This is a genomic window from Streptacidiphilus sp. MAP5-3 (assembly GCF_041262505.1).
Classification (GTDB): domain Bacteria; phylum Actinomycetota; class Actinomycetes; order Streptomycetales; family Streptomycetaceae; genus Streptacidiphilus.
On the sequence record NZ_JBGCCL010000006.1, the window covers coordinates 165610 to 184433 of the forward strand.

The 18824-nt window shown below is 72.2% G+C and carries 18 protein-coding genes and 1 tRNA gene; 6 read left to right on the forward strand and 13 right to left on the reverse strand.

Annotation, left to right across the window (positions count from 1 at the left end; all coding sequences use genetic code 11):
* Positions 1–249 precede the first annotated feature (249 nt).
* The 3 genes from ABH928_RS12370 (at position 250) to ABH928_RS12380 (ending at position 3179) form a co-directional block, all read left to right on the forward strand.
* Complete coding sequence (locus tag ABH928_RS12370) at positions 250–1149, forward strand: pentapeptide repeat-containing protein (protein ID WP_370065299.1); 900 nt, start codon at positions 250–252, stop codon at positions 1147–1149.
* Positions 1150–1192: 43 nt separating this feature from the next.
* Complete coding sequence (locus tag ABH928_RS12375) at positions 1193–2521, forward strand: acyltransferase family protein (protein ID WP_370065301.1); 1329 nt, start codon at positions 1193–1195, stop codon at positions 2519–2521.
* 415 nt (positions 2522–2936) lie between these two features.
* The gene (locus tag ABH928_RS12380; protein ID WP_370065303.1) at positions 2937–3179 is read left to right on the forward strand and encodes a hypothetical protein; all 243 of its coding nucleotides are present in this window, start codon (positions 2937–2939) and stop codon (positions 3177–3179) included.
* A gap of 181 nt (positions 3180–3360) precedes the next feature.
* Here ABH928_RS12380 and ABH928_RS12385 read toward each other — a convergent pair.
* The 4 genes from ABH928_RS12385 to ABH928_RS12400 all read right to left on the reverse strand — a co-directional run bounded on the left by ABH928_RS12385 (position 3361) and on the right by ABH928_RS12400 (position 5318).
* Positions 3361–3447: transfer RNA gene (locus tag ABH928_RS12385), tRNA-Ser, on the reverse strand.
* A gap of 73 nt (positions 3448–3520) precedes the next feature.
* Positions 3521–4126 carry a nucleoside deaminase gene (locus tag ABH928_RS12390; RefSeq protein ID WP_370065305.1) on the reverse strand — a complete coding sequence of 202 codons (606 nt, stop codon included), beginning with the start codon at positions 4124–4126 and terminating at the stop codon, positions 3521–3523.
* Positions 4127–4204: 78 nt separating this feature from the next.
* Positions 4205–4855, reverse strand: a complete 651-nt coding sequence (locus tag ABH928_RS12395) for a hypothetical protein (RefSeq protein ID WP_370065307.1) — start codon at positions 4853–4855, stop codon at positions 4205–4207.
* A 148-nt stretch (positions 4856–5003) separates the two neighbouring features.
* Complete coding sequence (locus tag ABH928_RS12400) at positions 5004–5318, reverse strand: hypothetical protein (protein WP_370065539.1); 315 nt, start codon at positions 5316–5318, stop codon at positions 5004–5006.
* 115 nt (positions 5319–5433) lie between these two features.
* On the opposite strand from ABH928_RS12400, the gene upp reads away from it, so the two are divergent.
* Positions 5434–6072: a uracil phosphoribosyltransferase gene (gene upp, locus ABH928_RS12405; protein ID WP_370065309.1), complete on the forward strand. Its 639-nt coding sequence runs from the start codon at positions 5434–5436 to the stop codon at positions 6070–6072.
* An 84-nt stretch (positions 6073–6156) separates the two neighbouring features.
* On the opposite strand, the gene ABH928_RS12410 is transcribed toward upp, so the two are convergent.
* The 4 genes from ABH928_RS12410 to ABH928_RS12425 all read right to left on the reverse strand — a co-directional run bounded on the left by ABH928_RS12410 (position 6157) and on the right by ABH928_RS12425 (position 8902).
* Entirely contained in the window at positions 6157–6897 is a 741-nt protein-coding gene (locus ABH928_RS12410) for a LytR C-terminal domain-containing protein (RefSeq protein ID WP_370065311.1), read from the reverse strand.
* A gap of 128 nt (positions 6898–7025) precedes the next feature.
* Positions 7026–7322, reverse strand: a complete 297-nt coding sequence (locus ABH928_RS12415) for a type II toxin-antitoxin system VapB family antitoxin (RefSeq protein WP_030253738.1) — start codon at positions 7320–7322, stop codon at positions 7026–7028.
* Between the two features lie 15 nt (positions 7323–7337).
* Positions 7338–8525 carry a hypothetical protein gene (locus tag ABH928_RS12420; RefSeq protein WP_370065313.1) on the reverse strand — a complete coding sequence of 396 codons (1188 nt, stop codon included), beginning with the start codon at positions 8523–8525 and terminating at the stop codon, positions 7338–7340.
* 152 nt (positions 8526–8677) lie between these two features.
* Complete coding sequence (locus ABH928_RS12425) at positions 8678–8902, reverse strand: hypothetical protein (protein WP_370065315.1); 225 nt, start codon at positions 8900–8902, stop codon at positions 8678–8680.
* A 185-nt stretch (positions 8903–9087) separates the two neighbouring features.
* Here ABH928_RS12425 and ABH928_RS12430 point away from each other — a divergent pair, with 185 nt between their 5' ends.
* Positions 9088–10539 (forward strand): MFS transporter, encoded by a 1452-nt coding sequence (locus ABH928_RS12430; protein WP_370065317.1) that lies wholly within the window; start codon positions 9088–9090, stop codon positions 10537–10539.
* 265 nt (positions 10540–10804) lie between these two features.
* On the forward strand, positions 10805–12673 hold the full coding sequence (locus tag ABH928_RS12435) for a prolyl oligopeptidase family serine peptidase (RefSeq protein ID WP_370065319.1): 1869 nt from the start codon (positions 10805–10807) through the stop codon (positions 12671–12673).
* A 69-nt stretch (positions 12674–12742) separates the two neighbouring features.
* Here the strand turns inward: ABH928_RS12435 and ABH928_RS12440 are convergent, their stop codons facing one another.
* The 5 genes from ABH928_RS12440 to ABH928_RS12460 all read right to left on the reverse strand — a co-directional run bounded on the left by ABH928_RS12440 (position 12743) and on the right by ABH928_RS12460 (position 18355).
* Positions 12743–13543: an SURF1 family protein gene (locus ABH928_RS12440; protein WP_370065321.1), complete on the reverse strand. Its 801-nt coding sequence runs from the start codon at positions 13541–13543 to the stop codon at positions 12743–12745.
* Between the two features lie 20 nt (positions 13544–13563).
* Positions 13564–15072, reverse strand: coding sequence for a hypothetical protein (locus ABH928_RS12445; protein WP_370065323.1), 1509 nt, complete (start codon positions 15070–15072; stop codon positions 13564–13566).
* A complete protein-coding gene (locus ABH928_RS12450) occupies positions 15069–15674 on the reverse strand; it encodes a SigE family RNA polymerase sigma factor (RefSeq protein ID WP_370065325.1) in 606 nt (201 codons plus the stop codon). Before ABH928_RS12450 ends, ABH928_RS12445 begins: the two co-directional genes overlap by 4 nt.
* Positions 15675–15986: 312 nt before the next feature.
* Positions 15987–17072: an aspartate-semialdehyde dehydrogenase gene (locus ABH928_RS12455; protein ID WP_370065327.1), complete on the reverse strand. Its 1086-nt coding sequence runs from the start codon at positions 17070–17072 to the stop codon at positions 15987–15989.
* Positions 17069–18355 (reverse strand): aspartate kinase, encoded by a 1287-nt coding sequence (locus tag ABH928_RS12460; protein WP_370065329.1) that lies wholly within the window; start codon positions 18353–18355, stop codon positions 17069–17071. Before ABH928_RS12460 ends, ABH928_RS12455 begins: the two co-directional genes overlap by 4 nt.
* Positions 18356–18824 lie beyond the last annotated feature (469 nt).

Here is an 18824-nt window from a genome sequence, read left to right on the forward strand (position 1 = left end):
GTCGACGTGTCTCCCCCGGCGCGTCGCTGATTGTGGGGCTCCGCCGGGGGAGCGGCAGTCCCCCTTGCTGCTCCCCTTCTTCGTGGAGGCCCTGCTCGCGTACATGGGTGGCCATGGGTGGTCAACGCCCGCGAGCAGGGCCCCTCATCCGAGCAGGCCTCGTCCGAGCAGGGCCTTTCCTCCACCTCGTCTGCACGAGGTCGGAATATTCGAGGCCTGCGGATTCCTCTCTCTGGAAAAATCGTCCGTATGCCCGCCGAACCGCCATTCACCACGCTCGCCGCCGACCCGCTGCGCTCGGACTGCGGCAGTTGCTTCGGTCTCTGCTGCGTCGCGCTGCCCTTCGCCAAGTCCGCGGACTTCGCCGTCGACAAGCGCGCCGGGACGCCGTGCGCCAACCTGCGCGACGACTTCGGCTGCGGCATTCACGCGCGGCTGCGCGACTCCGGCTACCCGGGCTGCACGGTCTTCGACTGCTTCGGGGCGGGACAGAAGGTCTCCCAACTCACTTTCGGCGGGGTGGACTGGCGGCGGGAACCCGACTCCGCGCCCGCGATGTTCACGGCTTTCCCAGTCATGCGGCAGCTCCACGAGCTCCTGCGCCACCTGCGGGAGGCGCTCGCCCTTTCGGCCGCGACTCCGCTGCACCCGCGCGTGCGCCGGGCCTACGACGACGTCGACGCGCTCACGCGCGGGGACGCGACGGCGCTGGCCGCGCTGGACGTCGCGGCCGTGCGCGGGGGCGTGAGCGAGCTGCTGCTGGAGGTGAGCGAACTGGTTCGCGCCCGCGTACCGGGCCGGAAGCGCAGCCACCGCGGCGCGGACCTGATCGGCGCGAAGCTGGCTGCCGCGAACCTGCGGGGTGCGAACCTGCGCGGTGCCTGTCTGATCGCGGCGGATCTGCGCCGTGCCGACCTGCGCTCGGCCGACCTCGTCGGCGCGGACCTCCGCAACGCCGACCTGCGGGGCGCGGATCTCACCGACGCGCTCTTCCTGACCCAGCCTCAGCTGGACGCGGCCCGCGGCGACGCGAGCACCCGCATCCCGGCGGGTCTGAACCGCCCGACGCACTGGCCCGCGCCCGGGCAGGCTGGTGCGGGGAGCAGCGGCCCGGAGCGGCCCGCAGCGGGCCGAGGCCGGGCGGAGTGATCGGGTTTGCCGTAGTTCGGGGTGTCCGGGATAGGTTCCCGATGTGAGGAACGCCGGAGAACAGACGAAGCCCGGAGCCCGCCTGGGCTGGCTCGACGTCGTCCGTGGGATCGCGGCGATCAGCGTGGTCTTCCAGCACCTGACGTCCACGCTGCTGCACAGACCGTTCGACGTCGTTCACCGGCACCTCGATCTCGGCCTCTACGGTGTGGTGGCGTTCTTCCTGGTCAGCGGCTATATCGTGCCCGCCTCGCTGGAGCGGCGGGGGGACGTGCGCGGCTTCTGGATCGGTCGGCTGTTCCGGCTCTACCCGGTCTGCATCCTCGTCTACGTGGGCGCGATCGCCGTGCTGGGACCGCTCCACGCCGGAGGCGTCGCGCCGGCGGTCTACTCGCACCCGGTGCTCACCTCGTTCGGCAACGCGACGATGCTGGAGGACCTGCTCGGCAGCTACAACGGCCTGTCGGTGATGTGGACGCTCACCTACGAGATGATCTTCTACTACCTGGTCACGGCTCTCTTCGTGTTCGGGTGGGAACGGCGCAGCGCGCCGATTGCGACCGGGCTGGGGCTGACCGCGCTCGTTCTCGGCCCCGTGCTGCCCGGCTATCTCCTGCTGCACGCGTACGGTGCGACGGCGCTGACGTCGGTCGCCGTGGTGGTCATGGTGATCGGCCTCGCCGGGCTGCTGAGCGGACGTCGCCGGTTGATGCGGGCCGCGGCGGTGCTGCTGGCGGTCCAGGCGCTGCTGCTGGTCTTCCTCAACAGCCGCTCCACCGGCTGGGAGACGCTGCTGATACTGGGGACGATGTTCTGCGGCACCGCGATCTACCGCGCCGAGCAGGGTCAGATCCGCCCCCGCTGGGCCTGGACCGCGGCGGTCACCGTGCTGGTCGCGGGCGTGGTCACCGCCGCCCTGTTCAACACCGGCCGCACTACCTGGCGGACCTGGACCTACGGTCCGATGGCCTGGTACCTGGCGTTCGTCGCCGCGTGGCTCACCTTCGGCATCGCGATGCTGCTGCGCAGGCGCCGGATGCCGGCCGCGCTGACCTGGCTCGGCCGGATCAGCTACTCCACCTATCTGCTGCACGTTCCCCTGATCGCGGCGATGTGGCTGGTGATCGCCCACACCGCGCGCCCGGTCGGGACGGTGCAGCAGCTGCTCTGGATGGTCGGCTTCTTCGTGGTGCTGCTGACGCTCAGCCAGCTCACCTACCGCTACGTCGAGCTCCCGATGCAGAAGCTCGGCCGCCGCGTCGCCCACGGCCGCCTCGGTCGGTCCCCGACGCCGCCCGACGACCCTGGCGGCCCCCGCATCCCGGTCCAGATCCCGGCCGGAGACGAGGAGCGCGCGGGCGCGGCGGGTTAGTGAGTGCTGCAGCCGCAGTTGGGTTCGCCACTGAGGGAACGTCATGCCCGTCTGCTGCCAGCAGAGTCGACTCAGGGTGCGCTCGCAGGTCCCGACCTCCGCACCCAGCTCGGCGAGGGTGAGGTCCTCCGACGGATTGCGGTGGAGGAGCGCCGCGTCGTCGCGCAGCCGGGCGTCGCTCGGCGTGGGCAGGTGCAGCGGCAGTGTGTCCACGCGCCGCAGGCGGTCCAGGGCGACCCGGAGGAGGTTGGCGCGCTCGTCGGGGGGAGAGGTCGTTGGCGTCCGGCACCCCTTCGGTGAGGGTGATGACGACCTCCCGCAGCAGCGGCCCCGACGGCCAGCATGGTCGGCTGGTCGACCCGCAGCGGGTTCACGGACGCGGGGAACGACAGCGTCCACATCCGGGTCGGCCCGTGTGCCTCGTGCGCGTGCGGGACCCCGGCCGGGAAAGCTGGGTCAGGACTACCTCCCCGACCGCCCCGGTACGGCAGCCAGCGTCACCCGCGGCTTCGCAGTCAGCGTCGGTGGCCTGGTAGCCCCCTTCCTCGGCCTCATCGCCGACGCCCACGGCCCCCCAGGCGTCCTCCTCGCCCTCTGCCCGATCCCCTTCCTGGGTGCGGCCCTCGCCCTGCTGCTGTCCGAGCCGACCGGCGACTGAGCCCGCTCGCATGGTTGGGACCACGCTCCTTAGGAGTACAGGCCCAGCCTTGATGAGGAGCGGACCCTTTGAGGCAGCCTCAGAAACGCACGCCGAAAGGCCTTTGAGACCAAAACTGAGACCACGACGACGAAGGGCCCCGACCGCTAAGGTCGGGGCCCTTCGTTCTTGCTGCTCAGAGCGGTAGCGGTGGGATTCGAACCCACGGTGAAGTTGCCCCCACACACGCTTTCGAGGCGTGCTCCTTTGGCCGCTCGGACACGCTACCGTGGGACAGCCTACCGGACGTCGCGTCGTGCTCCTAAACGGGTTTCGGGCCGTGCACAGGCGAGTGACGCAGGTCACTCGCGGTGGGTCTCGAAGAAGGCGCGGAGCTGTGCGGAGCAGGCGGCGGCGAGGACGTCCGGGATGACCTCGGGGCGGTGGTTGAGGCGGCGGTCGCGGATCACGTCCCAGAGGGAGCCCGCGGCGCCAGCCTTGGGGTCGGGGGCTCCGTAGACGACGCGGTCGAGCCGGGAGAGGACGATCGCGCCCGCGCACATCGTGCAGGGCTCCAGGGTGACCACCAGCGTGCAGCCGGAGAGGCGCCAGCTGTCCTCGCCCGACTCTCCGCCCTCTGGTGCCCCGCTGCGCGCCGCGGCCTGGCGGGCTGCTGCGGCCTCGCGGATGGCGAGGACCTCCGCATGGGCCGTCGGGTCGCCGACGGCCTCGCGGGCGTTGTGGCCGCGGCCGATGATCGCCCCCGAAGGGTCGAGGACCAGCGCGCCGACCGGGACGTCGCCGGTCGCCGGGGCCAGCGCGGCCTCGTCGAGGGCGAGGCGCATCGCCGGTTCCCAGCGGTCCCGGACCGGGTCGGGCCGGTGGCGCGGCGATGCCGAGGGCACCGCCGACCACGGCGACGGCGGGATGAGCGGGACGGAGACGGGCGGCTGCGACTGACCGGGCATACGACCAGTCTCGCCGAACCACCCGTCTCGCCGAACCGCCTGCCTTACCGGACCGCCGGTGCTACTGAACCGCCGGCCTTACCGGACCGCCTCCAGGACCTCGCCGCAGCCCAGGGCGTCGGCGATCTCGGTGAGGGCGTCGCCCGGCACCGAGCCCTCGGCGGCCAGGTCCATCAGCTCCTTGGCGCCGACGCCGAACTCGATCAGCAGGCCCACGTCGCCCAGCGGGGCGTTCGGGATGGCCTCGCGATCGGCGGAGGCGTCGTCGTCCTCGTCCTCGTCGCCGTCCTCGGCGGAGTCGGTCGCGGCGTCCTCGTCGTCCAGGTCCACCACCAGGTGGTCCAGGTCGTCGAGGTCGTCGTCGCCCTCCCGGCCCAACAGCTCCTCCGTCAGGATGAGTTCCCCGTAGGCGCTGCGTGAGGCGGCGGCCGCGTCGGAGACGAAGACGCGGGGGTCCTCCTCGCCGTCCACGCGGACGACGGCGAACCAGGCATCCTCCTGTTCGATGAAGACCAGCACGGTCTCCGCGTCCCCGGCGGCCCCGCGTGCCAGGTCGGCCAGGTCGGCGAGGGTTTCGACGTCGTCGAGATCGGTCTCGCTCACGTCCCACCCGTCCTCGGTGCGAGCGAGCAATGCAGCGAAGTACGCCACCAGCGACTCTCCCAGGTCATTGGCCGTCAGGACCGGCAAGCGGTCCGGGGCGACCAGGAAGGGACGCCCTATCGGCATCGTGACAGAAAGGAGCGCCGCGCGGGGAGTGTTCGGGTGCGCGTCTTCGCTGGTCGTGTCGAGGAGTTGGGAACTTGTGACGAAGATCCGAGTCGTACTCGCTGTTGGTGGAAGGTCTCTTTACCACCGGGTAGCGGTCCGTAACGGGTCAGAAACGGAACGTGCGCATCCGAGCGGCTTGCCGCATCCGCGCCGCTTTGGTCCGACGCGGGTGCACCCGCTCGCGCAGCTCACGCGCCTCGGCCAGCTCGCGGAGGAAGACCGCCCGACGCCGGCGGCGCTCGGCCGGGGTCTCCGACTTCGGCTCGGGCTCAGGCGTGTCGTCGTCCGTCCGCCGAGAGGCTGACGAGCCCGACGACGCTGGCGAGCCTGACGGGGCGTCCGAGGCAGCCGTGGCACGCCGCTTGCGCGTCGGGCGGGCGCGCTGCTGCTCCGTCTCGGCGGAGCGCTTCGGCTTGGCCATCGTCGGTCGGCCCCTCGGGTCGCTCGGGGAGATCGTCCCCACCTACTCTCCCTCGCCGGTCTGGCCTACACCAGTCCGTCGCCGGGCCCCCGCCGCTCGGGATAATGTCCTGTCTATGCGGATTCATGTCCTGGAACACCCCCTGGTCGCGCACAAGCTGTCCACGCTGCGCGACGAGCGCACCGACTCGCCGACCTTCCGCCGTCTGACGGACGAGCTGGTGACGCTGCTGGCCTACGAGGCCACCCGGGACGTGCGGACCGAGCAGGTGGAGATCACCACCCCGGTCGCCGTCACCACCGGCGTCAGGCTCAGCTATCCGCGCCCCCTGGTCGTGCCGATCCTGCGTGCCGGGCTCGGCATGCTGGACGGGATGACCCGGCTGCTGCCCACCGCCGAGGTCGGCTTCCTCGGCATGGTGCGCAACGAGCAGACGCTGGAGGCGTCCACCTACGCCACCCGGATGCCCGAGGACCTGTCGGGGCGCCAGGTGTACGTGCTGGACCCGATGCTGGCCACCGGCGGCACCCTGGTCGCGGCGATCCGGTTGCTGATCGAGCGCGGCGCGACCGACGTCACCGCCATCTGTCTGTTGGCCGCGCCTGAGGGCGTGGCGGTGCTGGAGAAGGAGCTGGCCGGACTGCCGGTGACCATCGTCACCGCGGCGGTCGACGACCACCTGAACGAGCACGGCTACATCGTCCCGGGCCTGGGCGACGCGGGCGACCGCCTCTACGGCACCGCCGGGGACTGATCCGCACCACGCGCGAATGCACGTGCGAAAGCAGTGAGGGCCGGTCCGTTCGGACCGGCCCTCACTGTCACGAGAACTGGGCGATCAGCAGTGCGAGCCCGCCGTCGGGGACGGGGAGGCGGCGACCGCGAGGGCCTGGGCGGCCTGAGCCGGGGTCAGCAGCGCGGTGAAGCCGTTGCCGATGTAGAGGTCGACGCTGCCGTCGGTGCGGGTGTCGTGCGTCGACGTCGCGCCGGAGACCTCGGTGCCGAGCAGGGTCATCGCGTTCTTGCCGCCGGTGCCGCCGGTGATCTGCGCGGAACCGGTGATCTTGTTCTCCAGTGCGGCCGGAGCGTTGGAGACCTTGCCGATGGTGAAGCCGCGCTGCTTGAGGGAGGCGGCCGTCTGTGCTGCCAGACCCGCGTGGCCGGTGGCGTTGTAGACGTTCACCGTGAACGCGGTCAGCTGCGGGAAGCCGTTCGGCACCACGATCGGGACGGCCGAGGCCGACGCGCTCGCCGCGCCCGACGCACTCGCGCCCGGGCTCGCCGCACCGCCGGCCGAGGGGTGCGCGGACGCCGACGCGCCCGGCTTGGCCGCGTCGCCGCCGCCTGCCGCCGCAGCGGTGTTGGCGTGCGTGCAGTTGCTGCCTGCGGCCTCCGGTTTCTTCTTCGCGCCGAAGACCGTGACCAACTGGACCGTGCCCCAGCCGACCAGGGCCACCGCGACGACCGCCGCGACGATCTGCAGCACCCTGCGGCGCTTCTGGCCCGGACGGGACAGCCGGGGGTAGGCCTTACCGCTGATGCGGTACTGCTTTCCCTTGAGGCCTGGGGGAGTCAACATGCTCACAGCGGGTGGCCCCCTTGTGCGCTGGGCTGTGATTGCCGTCGTACGGGTGTTGAGCCCACAGTAGACCGCGTGACCGGCTCTTGGCCTGCGCAGGAGTACTAACGGATGATCAGTGAACCCGTTCAGTCCATTTCCAGCACGCGCGCGTGCAGGACCTGACGCTGTTGCAGGGCCGCGCGGACCGCGCGGTGGAGGCCGTCCTCGAGGTACAGGTCTCCCTGCCACTTGACCACGTGGGCGAAGAGGTCGCCGTAGAAGGTCGAGTCCTCCGCGAGGAGGGTCTCCAGGTCGAGCTGGCCCTTGGTGGTGACCAGTTGGTCCAGGCGGACCGGACGCGGTGCGACGTCCGCCCACTGGCGGGTGCTGACCCGGCCGTGGTCGGGGTACGGCCGCCCGTTGCCGATGCGCTTGAAGATCACACGGAAAGCCTACCGTTAAAGGCCAAGCGCCGCGCCGATCCGGTCCAGTGAGGACAGCCGCATCAGTCCGTAGTGGTAGAACTCGACCTCCGGTACGCCAAGGTCGCGCAGGATCGCGACCTTGGCGGCCAGGTTCTCGGCGCTGTCGCAGTCCTCCGCCATGGGGCGCAGGATCACGGCCAGCGCGCCGGGCTTCACGCCGTGCAGCGCGAACGCGGCGACCTTCTCCCGTACCTGTTCCGGCGTCGGTGCGTAGCCGAGTGTCTCCACCTGCGGGACTGCGGCCGCCAGTGACGGAAGGTCGATCCCGGACAGCCAGCCCTTCCCCGGGCCGTCGCCGTCCATGAAGGTCAGGCGCATGCCGAGCCCGGCGGCGGTCTCGGCCGCCTCCCGCGCGAGCGAGGTGACGGTCGCGGTCGAGGCGTCGATGTAGGCGGCGACCGCGCCGTCGGCGAGCTCGTCCAGTCGGCACGGTTCGGCGGCGGCCCGCTCGTCGGTCAACCGGACGCGGATCTCGGCGCGCACCCGCTCGCGCACCGAGTCGGCGGGAACTCCCGCGGCCTGCGCGGCGGTACGGCAGTGGGTGCAGAAGCAGAGGCCGAGCAAGGCCTCGGCGACCGGGCCGAGATGCTCGAAATAACGTTCGTGGTGGTAACCGTGACGCAGTCCGTGGAAGTGCAGCGACTCCGCCCGGATCGCGTCCACTCCGTAGCGGGCGTGTTCGGCGACGAGCGTCGTCACGTACTCGCGCACCTCCGGATTGGCCGGGCAGAGCTCGGTGAGGTGGCGGTCGCCGAAGGCGTTCTCGGGTGCGCAGTCGGGGTGCTGGAAGCCGAGCCGGTCGTTGTGCAGGAAGACGGTCCAGGCGTGCAGCTTCATTCCGCGCGCCTGCGTCTCGGCGGCGGCGAGCGCGAACGGGTCCGCGCCGTCACCGGTGGCGCCCGCGTCGTCGAGTGCCGTGGACGGGGTGGGCCGCAGTCGTCGTCCGGCCCAGGCGGCCGGGTCCGGGCGGAAGTAGGCGGCGCCGGGCTCGAGGTAGCGCAGCACCCGGCGCGGGTTGTGCGGGAAGACGTCGCGGGCCTCGTGGTAGACCGAGGCCAGAGTCACTCCGCCGACGCCGGCACGGTCGGCCAGGTTGCCGAAGAAGGCGTCGGGCCCCTCGTCCAGCAGGTCGGTGGCGAAGGCGAGGACGGACGACTCCACGGCGGTGCTCCCAGCGTTCCGGCGGCATTCCAGGGTTCCAGCGTCCGGGACGCGGCGGTGCGTCGCGCGGCGGGACGCGGCGCGGCCGGCGCGGCGGTCACCGCGCGGTGCGGGCGGACGGCCCCACGCTAGCGAGCGGGACGGTGGTTGGTCTAGACCTGCATGGTGATCGCGGTCGTGGCGTGCGTCGAGGGGACGCCGGTCCGCTCCTGGGCCTGGGCCGGACTGGGCAGCAGTGCCGTGGCGGCGGCGAGGCCCGCGGTCAGCAGCACGGCCGCGGCGACGCCCGCCCGGCGACGCGTGCGGGGGCTGAGTACGTGGCGTGCGGTGTGCGTCGTGCCGGTGTCGGTTCCGGCCTTGGTTCGGCTCTCGTTCATCTGCGTCTGGCCTCCATGGTGACCAGGCTCCCGCGCCGAGCTTGCGGTTCCGTGCGGCATCGGTCACAGCTGCGCTACGGCGCCCCAGGTCACGGCGTCGGAGGCGGGCGCGGGGCAAGCCGTCCCAGCAGGTGGACGGTTGCCTCCCCTTCCGAATATGTCTGCTGCAGAGATAAACTGTGGATATGGCCCCCAGCGAGACGTCCCAGCTCCCGCTCCCGCGGGTGATGCCGCGCGGGTGGGCGCTGCTGACCCACGAGCGCCCGCGACCCGAGCGCATACGCGACCACGCGTGGGCCTGGCGGCTCGCAGTGGCGACCGTCTGCTTCGGCGCCTTCATGGGCCAGCTCGACGCCAGCATCGTCACGCTCACCTACCAGGCGCTCGGACAGCAGTTCCACGCCGCGCCCGCCGCGGTCGAGTGGGTGTCGCTGGCCTACCTGCTGACCCTGGTCGCACTGCTGGTCCCGGTCGGTCGGTTCTCCGACGCGCACGGCCGGAAGCTGATGTACCTCTACGGCTTCGGGGTCTTCACCCTCGCCTCGGCCGCCTGCGGACTCGCCCCCACCCTCGCCGCGCTGGTCGTCTTCCGCGTGGTCCAGGCGGTCGGCGCGGCGCTGATGCAGGCCAACAGCGTCGCACTGGTCACCACCAGCGCCCCGCGCGCGCGGATGCGGACCGCCCTCGGCATGCAGGCGGCGGGTCAGGCCATCGGCCTGGCGCTCGGCCCGACCGTCGGCGGCGCGCTGGTCGCCACGCTCGGCTGGCGCTGGGTCTTCCTGGTCAACGTGCCGGTCGGGATCGTCTCCCTGGTCGCGGGGCACTACCTGCTCCCGCGCACCCGGCAGCGCCGGACCGGCACGCGGGTCGACGGCGTCGGCGTGCTGCTGCTGGCGCTGACCAGCACCAGCCTGATGCTCGGCCTGTCGGTCTTCTCCGGGCTGGGCTGGCCGCTCTGGTCCGCCGCCGCGCTGGCCGTCGCCACCGTGGTCGCGGGCTGGCTGCTGATCCGTCGTCAGCAGCGCGGGGCCCAGCCGCTGGTCGACCTCTCGCTGCTGCGCTCCCGGCCCGGACGGCCGGGCATCGGCCTCGGCCTGCTCAGCGGGCTCTGCGGGTACCTCGTCCTCTTCGGCCCACTGGTGCTGGTGCCGGTGGTGTTGTCCCGGCAGGGTGTCGGCGTGATGACGTCCGGGGTGGTGCTGACCGCGCTGCCGCTGGGCTTCGCGCTCGCCGCGACCACCGCCGACCGGGTGCTGCCGCGCGGCCTCGACGACCACCGCCGGGCCTTCCTCGGCACCGCGCTGACCGTCGTCGCGCTGGCGCTGCTGACCGTTCTGCCCATGACCACGACGGTGCTGCCGCTCGTCCTGGTCCTGCTGGGCCTGGGTCTCGGGGTCTTCACACCCGCCAACAACACCCTGGTGATGGGCGCGATCCCGACCGAGTCGGCGGGCACCGGCGGCGGCATGGTCAACATGGGCCGCGGCCTCGGCACCGCGCTCGGTGTGGCCGCGGTGACGCTGATGCTGCACGTGGTCCCCGGGATGTCGGGCGAACGCGCGGCGGCCGCGGTGCTGCTGGCCTTCGGCCTGCTGATGATCCCGGCCGGCCGGGTCGGCGGGAAGCCGGGCACATAGGCCCTGTCGTCAAACTCCCGCCGGGCCCGGCTCGTCTGGCACGCCCTCCCCCAGCCTTCGGCCGGGGGGACCCCCACGCTGCGTTGTCGGATCGCCCAAGTACGGCCCAAGAGGGCGACCCTCCGCCTTGCAGCTGGCCGCACCAGACAACCCGGGCTGATCCGACGCGAGTTTGACGACACGGCCTAGGCGCACGCGGCCGAGCGGGAGGCAAAGCTTCGATGCGGGGGGTGACGTCGGCGGCCTGTGCCCGATGATGGTCGGCATGAGCAGCGACGTGAGCAGCGACGTGAAGCAGAGCAACGCGGCCGCGACGGCGGCGTTCGAGTCCCTCCCTCCGTGGGAGCAGCGCTTCCGTGCCGCGAGAGTCGGTCTGCCGGAGTGGGCCGAGGACGCTCCCGAGCGGTCCCTGTTCGTCTCCAACGCGACCGGCACCTACGAGATCTACGCCTGGAACCGCGTCGACGGCGCCCAGCGCCGGGTGACCGACCGTCCCCACGGCACCACCGAGGCGACGCTCACCCCCGACGGTGAGTGGATCTGGTGGTTCGACGACACCGACGGCGACGAGTTCGGCGTCTGGCGCTGTCAGCCCTTCGCGGGCAGCGCCCCGAACGTCACCGCACCCGCGCGGGACGAGGAGGCCGTGCCCGGTCTCGCCCCCTCCTATCCGGCCGGTCTGGCCCTGGGTCGTCGCGGCGAGGCCGTCGTCGGCCGTTCCACGGACGAGGAGGGTTCGACGCTCCACCTGGTCCGCGCGGGCCGGGAACCGCTGGAGATCTACCGGCACCGCGAGTCCGCCGGCGTCGGCGACCTCTCCCACGACGGCACGCTGATCGCCGTCGACCACACCGAGCACGGCGACGCCATGCACTCCGCGCTGCGGGTGCTGCGGGTCGACGGCGACCAGGTCACGGTTGTGGCCGAACTGGACGACGCGACCGGACGCGAGGAGGCGCTGGGCCTGTCCTGCCTCGGCTTCGCGCCGCTGCCCGGGGACGCCCGGATGCTCGTCGCCCACCAGCGCCGGGGTCGCTGGGAGCCGCTGATCTGGGACACCGCGACCGGTGCGGAGGAGGAGATCGTGCTCGAGCTCCCCGGCGACGTCACCGCCGAGTGGTACCCGGACGCCGGCGCGCTGCTGATCGAGCACACCTACCGCGCCCGCAGCGAGCTCCACCGCTACGACCTCGCGTCGGGTGAGCTCACCCCGCTCCCCACCCTGCCCGGCACGGTCTCCGGCGCCTCCGCCCGCCCGGACGGGACGGTGGAGTTCCTCTGGTCCTCCTCCGAGCAGCCCCCGGTGGTGCGGAGCACGACCGGAGAGGTCGTGCTGGCCGCGCCCGGCCCGCAGGCGCCACCGTCGGTCCAGGTCGAGGACGTCTGGGTCGACGGGCCCGGCGGTCCCGTCCACGCCCTGGTCCAGCGCCCGGCCGACGCCCCGGCCGGTCCGCTGCCGTGCGTCTTCGAGATCCACGGCGGCCCCACCTGGCACGACAGCGACGCGTTCGCGGCGGGTCCGGCGGCCTGGGTCGACCACGGCTACGCGGTGGTCCGCGTCAACTACCGCGGCTCCACGGGCTACGGCCGCGCCTGGACGGACGCGCTGCGACACCGCGTCGGCCTGATCGAGCTGGAGGACATCGGCGCGGTCCGCGAGTGGGCGGTCTCCTCCGGCCTGGCCGACCCGGAGCGGATCATCCTCTCCGGCGGCAGCTGGGGCGGCTACCTCACCCTCCTCGGCCTGGGCACCCAGCCGGACGCTTGGGCGCTGGGCCTGGCCGCGGTCCCGGTCGCGGACTACGTCACGGCGTACCACGACGAGATGGAGGCCCTGAAGGCGATGGACCGCACACTGGTCGGCGGCACGCCGGAGGAGGTCCCGGCCCGCTATGCGGCGTCGTCGCCGCTGACGTACGCGGCGGATCTGAAGGCGCCGGTCTACATCAGCGCGGGCGTGAACGACCCGCGCTGCCCGATCCGGCAGATCGAGAACTACGTCACCGAGCTGGAGAAGTTGGGCAAGCGGTTCGAGATCTACCGCTACGACGCCGGGCACGGCTCGCTGGAAGTCGAGGAGCGGGTCAAGCAGCTCAGGTTGGAACTCGACTTCGTGGCGCGGCACCTGCCGTAAGGCAGGTCAGGGGCGCGGGGCAGAGCCTCGCGCCCCTGAATAGTGCAACCGCCCCGCCTGGAGAAGGCCTCAGGAGAGGCCGAGCTCGCGGTCGCGGACCTGCTCGGCCTCCCTGCGGACGAACCGGAACCACATGAAGACCACGAACCCCGCGAAGACGAACCACTGGGCCACGTAGCCCAGGTTCTGAATTGCCGACAGGCTGAGACTGGTCCCGCTGTCCGAGGCGGCCGTCTGGGAGACGGGGAGCGCGGTCAGTCCGACCGTGCCGGACGTGCCCGCGTCCAGGGAGACCCAGCCGTTCCAGACGGTGTACGGCAGGACGTTCACCAGGGTGGTCGGCGAGATCATGCCGAGCTCACCGCTCGGCAGGGTCCCGCTGGAGATGACGCCCGTCGAGTCCTCGGTCTCCGCCGCCTGCAGGCGGCCCGTCACCGAGACCGTGCCGGTGGGCGCCGCGGGCGCGTGCGCGGGCGTGCCGGGCAACCACCCGCGCACCACGGGCACGTACGTGGCCGAGCCCGCGCCGGAGGCGTCCAGCTTCAGCGGGGTGAGGATCAGCGAGCCGTTGCGCCCGTTCAGCTGGCGCTGTGGGACGACGAACTGGTGCGCCCCGTCGTACGTGCCCGTGAACGAGACCCGGAGCCCGGCGTCGCCTCCGACGCCGTTCCGGTCGCCGGAGGCGATCATCGGGGCCAGGGCCGAGGGTGCCGCGTCCGCCGAGGCGAGCGCGGTCTGCTGCTTCTGCGCGTGGCTGTGCAGCTCGAAGCGGCTGAACTGCCACAGCCCGAGGACGATGCACACCGGCACGGCGACGAGCGCCAGCAGTGTGAGGCCGAGCCAGCGCGGGGTCAGAAGGAACCGGTACACCCGACTACGGTAACCACTCGCTATCGCGGCGCGGCGAGCGGGTCCGTGCGGTAGACGGTGCCCGCACAGGCCCCTGACAGGGTTGTGCTGGCCGCCACCTGGCCGCTCCCCGTCGGCATCAGCGCGAGGACCACGCTGGGGCTGCCCGGGGTCCCGCTCGGGCCCCCGCTGCCGCCCGTACCGCCGGTGTCCGTGCTCGTGGGCGTGCCCGTCGGGCCGCCGCTGCCGCCCGTGCCGCCGGATCCACCGGTGCTGCCCGTGCCGCCGGACGTGCCGCTGGTGGTGGAGGCGGTGTCCGGGGTCGGGCTGACGCTCGGGGTGCCGGAGGCCACGCTCGGGTCGGGCCCCGCGCAGGAGGCCGGAACCCAGGCGAAGTCGATCACGTAGGACTGGCCGGGCTGCAGGCTGACCGGGGGATGCTGCGGGTCCGGTGCCGGAAGGCCGGTGGCCGGGTCGGCCGCGGTGTGCGGCTGCACGTTGAACCGCGACGTCTGCGTGCCGACGGCGTCCTGCACGTCGATCACGCCGGGCTCGCCGACCTGGCACGCGCTGCTGGACGTGTTGCTGACCGCGAACGAGCCGTAGACCACGCCGGAGGAGTCCGGCTGCGCCAGACCCGCCGCGCCCTGGCCGAGCTGGGAGCGGGCGCAGACCGGCAGCGTTCCGCCGCCGGTCTGGGGGTGCGTGGAGCCGTCCGTCGCGACGGAGGTCACCCCGCCGGAGGGCAGTGGCACCAGCACGCCGCCGGGCGTCTGCCCCGGCAGCAGCGTGGCGACCACCGAGCCACCGGTCGTCGCGCCGCCGGACGTGCCGGAGGAGGGACGGCCGGTCCGGCCGTTGCTCGGGCTCGGGGCCGCGGAGCCGGAGGCCAGGCCGCCGGACGCGGACGACTGGGCGGTGGTGACGTTGTCGACACCGATCGAGTGCATCGCGGTCAGACCGAACAGCGCGAGCGAAGCGGCCACAGCCGCACCGCCGTAGGCGCGCCTGCGCAGGGCGCGACGCTGGGGGACCGCGCGCCGCAACTGCTCCAACGAGCCGGGGGCCGGGCGCAGCTCGCCCACCGCCCCGTGCAGGCGGCTGCGCAGCGCGCCGCCGAAGGGGTCCTCGTCCAGTTCGAGCAGACCTCTGTCGAGGTCGAACAGCTCGTCGTCGACGTCGCCGAAGGCGGGTGAACCGGGTGAACCGGACGAACCAGGTGAACCGGACGGCCCGGGCGAACCCGCCGCATCGGTCGACCCGGTGGCCCCGGCCGACCCGGACGGCAGGGGCGATCTGGACGCCTTGAGCGGGCCGGACGACCCGTGCGGCCGGAGCGGTCCGAGCGGACGGAGCTGCCCGAGCGGACGGAGCTGCCCGAGCGGACGGTGGAGCCAGAGAGGGGTAGCTCGTGGGGGCGCGACCGGAACCGGCGGCGTCGTCTCTGCCGACGCGACGGATGCGTCGTCCGGACCCGTGGCGCCGACGGTCTGACCGCCGGCCCCGGGTCGAACCACGCGCAGGTAGCGCGAGCGCCTGTCCGCGCTCACGACTGCCTCCCCTCGCCGGTGTCCGGCATCTCGTTCCCGGCGTCCATCGTGATTCGCAGTGCGGCCAGCCCCCTCGAGCCGTAGGCCTTGACCGAGCCTACGGAAATGCCGAGGGTGTCCGCGACCTGAGCCTCCGTCATGTCGGAGAAGTAGCGCAGCACCAGCACCTCGCGTTGGCGACGCTGCAGCCCGCGCAGGGCGACGATCAACTCGTCCCGTTCCAGCGCGTCGTAGGCGCCCTCCTCGGCGGAGGCCATGTCCGGCATCGGCTTCTGCAGCAGGCGCAGACCGATGATGCGGCGGCGCAGCGTGGACCGGGAGAGGTTGACCACGGTCTGCCGCAGGTACGCCAAGGTCTTGTCCGGATCGCGCAGCCGCCGCCTGGCGGAGTGGACCCGGATGAACGCCTCCTGCACGACGTCCTCGCAGGACGCGGTGTCGTCCAGCAGCAGGGCGGCGAGGCGGAGGAGGGACGCGTAGTGGGCCTGGTACGTCTCGGTCAGGTGGTCGACGGAGGCACCGACGGCGACCGCCGTCGACTCGCCGGCCGGCAGGACGTCCTGTGTACGACCGGCACGCGTGTGTGTGAACGGTGCGGTCATCGGAAGCACCAGGCTTTGCGGCACGCCAGTTGGACGCATGACCCGCCCCGAGGGTTGTACGTCACCTGGCCCCTCCGTGACACCGTGTTCAGGGGCTCTACGGTACGGGGCGTCCAACCGGCACGGAAGCCGGTTCCGGGGTCTGCACGAACTCCCCCTTATTCGGGCGAACGCTGCACGCAACCTCGTCACGGCGTTCGAGGCCACGGGGTTCGAGGCCGCTGCGTGCGAGGTCACGGCGTTTGAACCGCCACCGCCTCAGGGGCACGCGCCCCCGAGGCGGTGTGACGTCCCGTCCGAGGTCAGGCGGGCTCAGGCGTGCTCGGTCGACTCCGCCGGTTCCTGGGCGATCAGCTCGGCGATCTGCACGCAGTTGAGCGCAGCGCCCTTGCGCAGGTTGTCCCCGCATAGGAACAGCTCCAGCGCGTGCGGGTCGTCCAGCGAGCGGCGGACCCGGCCGACCCAGGTCGGGTCGGAGCCGACGACGTCCGCCGGGGTCGGGTACTCGCCCTTCGCCGGGTCGTCGTAGACGATGACGCCGGCAGAGGAGTCCAGGATCTCCCGGATCCGGGCCACGTCCGGCTCGTTGTCGAAGACCGCGTGGACGGTCAGCGAGTGGCCGCTGACGACCGGGACGCGCAGGCAGGTCGCCGAGATCCGCAGCTCGGGCAGGCCCAGGATCTTGCGGGTCTCGTTGCGCAGGCCCAGCTCCTCGCTCGACCAACCGTCCTCGCCGGCGTCGCCGGCCCAGGGCAGCAGGTTGAGCGCCAGTGGGGCCTCGAACGGGTCGTCGTCCTGCTCGGAGACCGCGCGGCGCAGATCGCCGGTGCGGGAACCGACGGTCGGGTCTCCGGCGACCTCCGACGTCTGGCGACGCAGGGTGTCGATGCCGATCCGGCCGCGGCCGGACGCCGCCAGCGCCGCGGTGACGACGAGCTCGCGCAGGCCGAACTCGGCGTGCAGCGCGGCCAGCGCGACCGTCAGGACCAGCGTCGAGCAGCGCGGCGCGGCGACGATGCCGAGGCGGCGCATCCGCGTCGCGGCAGGGTTGATCTCCGGCACGACCAGCGGCACGTCCGCGTTGAGCCGGAACGCCGCCGAACCGTCGACGGCGACCGCGCCCGACTCGACCGCGAGCGGGGCCCAGATCTTGACGACGTCCTCGGGCGCCTCGAACAGGGCCACGTCGATGCCGTCGAAGCAGCCCGGTTCGAGCGCGCGCACCGGCTCGTCGCGGCCGAGCACCGGGATGGTGGTGCCGACCCCGTCGGGCGAGGCGAACAGTCGCACCTCGCCCCAGACGTCGGCTCGGGTGGCGAGCAGGTTCACCAGGACCCGCCCGACGGCGCCGGTGGCGCCGACGACGGCCAGCGTGGGCCGTCGTCCGGACGCGCTCATCGGCCGGTGCCCCCGTAGACGACTGCCTCGTCGTTCTCGCTGTCCAGACCGAAGGCGCTGTGCACCGCCTGCACGGCGGCGGTGACGTCCTCGGCGCGGGTGACCACGGAGATGCGGATCTCGGAGGTGGAGATCAGCTCGATGTTGACGCCAGAGGCCGACAGCGCCTCGAAGAACGTCGCGGTGACGCCCGGGTGCGAGCGCATGCCCGCGCCGACCAGGGAGATCTTGCCGATCTGGTCGTCGTAGCGCAGCGACTCGAAGCCGATGCCCTCCTGGACCCGCTCCAGCGCCTCGATCGCCTTGCGGCCCTCGTTCTTGGGCGCGGTGAAGGAGATGTCGGTCAGGCCGGTCGACGCGGCGGAGACGTTCTGGACCACCATGTCGATGTTGATCTCGGCGTCCGCGACGGCGCGGAAGATCCGGGCGGCCTCGCCCGGCTTGTCCGGGACGCCGACGACCGTGACCTTCGCCTCGGAGGTGTCGTGGGCCACACCGGAGATGATGGCCTGCTCCATGTCGGATTCGCCCCCTTCGGGCTTGGTCAGCTGCTTGTTGGAGACCCAGGTGCCGGTCAGCCCGGAGAAGGACGAGCGGACGTGGATCGGCATGTCGTAGCGTCGCGCGTACTCGACGCAGCGCGCAAGCAGCACCTTGGAGCCGGACGAGGCGAGCTCCAACATGTCGTCGAAGGCGATCCAGTCGATCTTGCGAGCCTTCTTCACCACGCGCGGGTCGGCGGTGAACACGCCGTCCACGTCGGTGTAGATCTCGCAGACCTCCGCGTCCAGGGCGGCGGCCAGCGCGACGGCGGTGGTGTCGGAGCCGCCGCGGCCGAGCGTGGTGATGTCCTTGGAGTCCTGGGAGACACCCTGGAAACCGGCCACGATGGCGATGTTGCCGTGGTCGAGCGCGGCCCGGATCCGGCCGGGCGTCACGTCGATGATGCGGGCCTTGTTGTGGACCGAGTCGGTGATGACGCCGGCCTGGCTGCCGGTGAACGACTGTGCCTCGTGGCCCAGCGTTTTGATCGCCATCGCCAGCAGGGCCATGGAGATGCGCTCTCCGGAGGTCAGCAGCATGTCGAGCTCGCGGCCGGCCGGGAAGGGCGAGACCTGCTCTGCGAGATCGATGAGCTCGTCCGTGGTGTCGCCCATGGCGGACACCACGACGACGACCTCATGGCCGGCCTTCTTGGTGTCGACGATCCGCCTGGCGACCCGCTTGATGCCCTCGGCATCCGCTACGGATGAGCCGCCGTACTTCTGCACGACAAGGCCCACGTGCGCTCCTCGACTCTTGTGGTCCGGGCCCGGGCGAGGCGTTCCGCGGTGGGCCTGTGGTCGCTCGTCAGTCTAGCGAGCGCGATGGTGGGAAAGGGGTGTGTCCGAACGCTGATACTGCCGTATCACAGTGCGATCATCGTGGGCTCGGGGTGCGTCCGGGGTGATGCGGGCCGCGGCGGAAGATTTTCCGGTGGCGGGGGAGGCATCTGCCGGATTTGCGGACGGGGCAGGTCACGGGGCGGGTGGCTGTGGCCTTGGACACATTCTGTGGGTTCGGTGGCCGGGGTGGGGCCGGGGTGGGGTTCGGGTGGGATGCGGCTGGGGGCGGGACGGGTTGCGGTGAGGCGCGGACGGGGCGCGTGCGGTCGTCGGCACGTCGGCACGTCGGCACGTCGGCACGCGGCTCGGCGGAGACGCGGCTGGGACGCAGCTGACCCCGGCTCAGGTCGCTGCAGCGGCGGCGGTT

What these genes read in the sequence shown, in the direction of transcription:
- ABH928_RS12455 (WP_370065327.1), bottom strand. Translation starts at nt 17,072, where the DNA reads ATGAGCGCGTCCGGACGACGGCCCACGCTGGCCGTCGTCGGCGCCACC.
- ABH928_RS12425 (WP_370065315.1), bottom strand. Translation starts at nt 8,902, where the DNA reads ATGAACGAGAGCCGAACCAAGGCCGGAACCGACACCGGCACGACGCAC.
- ABH928_RS12435 (WP_370065319.1), top strand. Translation starts at nt 10,805, where the DNA reads ATGAGCAGCGACGTGAGCAGCGACGTGAAGCAGAGCAACGCGGCCGCG.
- ABH928_RS12450 (WP_370065325.1), bottom strand. Translation starts at nt 15,674, where the DNA reads ATGACCGCACCGTTCACACACACGCGTGCCGGTCGTACACAGGACGTC.
- ABH928_RS12430 (WP_370065317.1), top strand. Translation starts at nt 9,088, where the DNA reads ATGGCCCCCAGCGAGACGTCCCAGCTCCCGCTCCCGCGGGTGATGCCG.
- ABH928_RS12370 (WP_370065299.1), top strand. Translation starts at nt 250, where the DNA reads ATGCCCGCCGAACCGCCATTCACCACGCTCGCCGCCGACCCGCTGCGC.
- ABH928_RS12410 (WP_370065311.1), bottom strand. Translation starts at nt 6,897, where the DNA reads ATGTTGACTCCCCCAGGCCTCAAGGGAAAGCAGTACCGCATCAGCGGT.
- ABH928_RS12390 (WP_370065305.1), bottom strand. Translation starts at nt 4,126, where the DNA reads ATGCCCGGTCAGTCGCAGCCGCCCGTCTCCGTCCCGCTCATCCCGCCG.
- ABH928_RS12400 (WP_370065539.1), bottom strand. Translation starts at nt 5,318, where the DNA reads ATGGCCAAGCCGAAGCGCTCCGCCGAGACGGAGCAGCAGCGCGCCCGC.
- upp (WP_370065309.1), top strand. Translation starts at nt 5,434, where the DNA reads ATGCGGATTCATGTCCTGGAACACCCCCTGGTCGCGCACAAGCTGTCC.
- ABH928_RS12395 (WP_370065307.1), bottom strand. Translation starts at nt 4,855, where the DNA reads ATGCCGATAGGGCGTCCCTTCCTGGTCGCCCCGGACCGCTTGCCGGTC.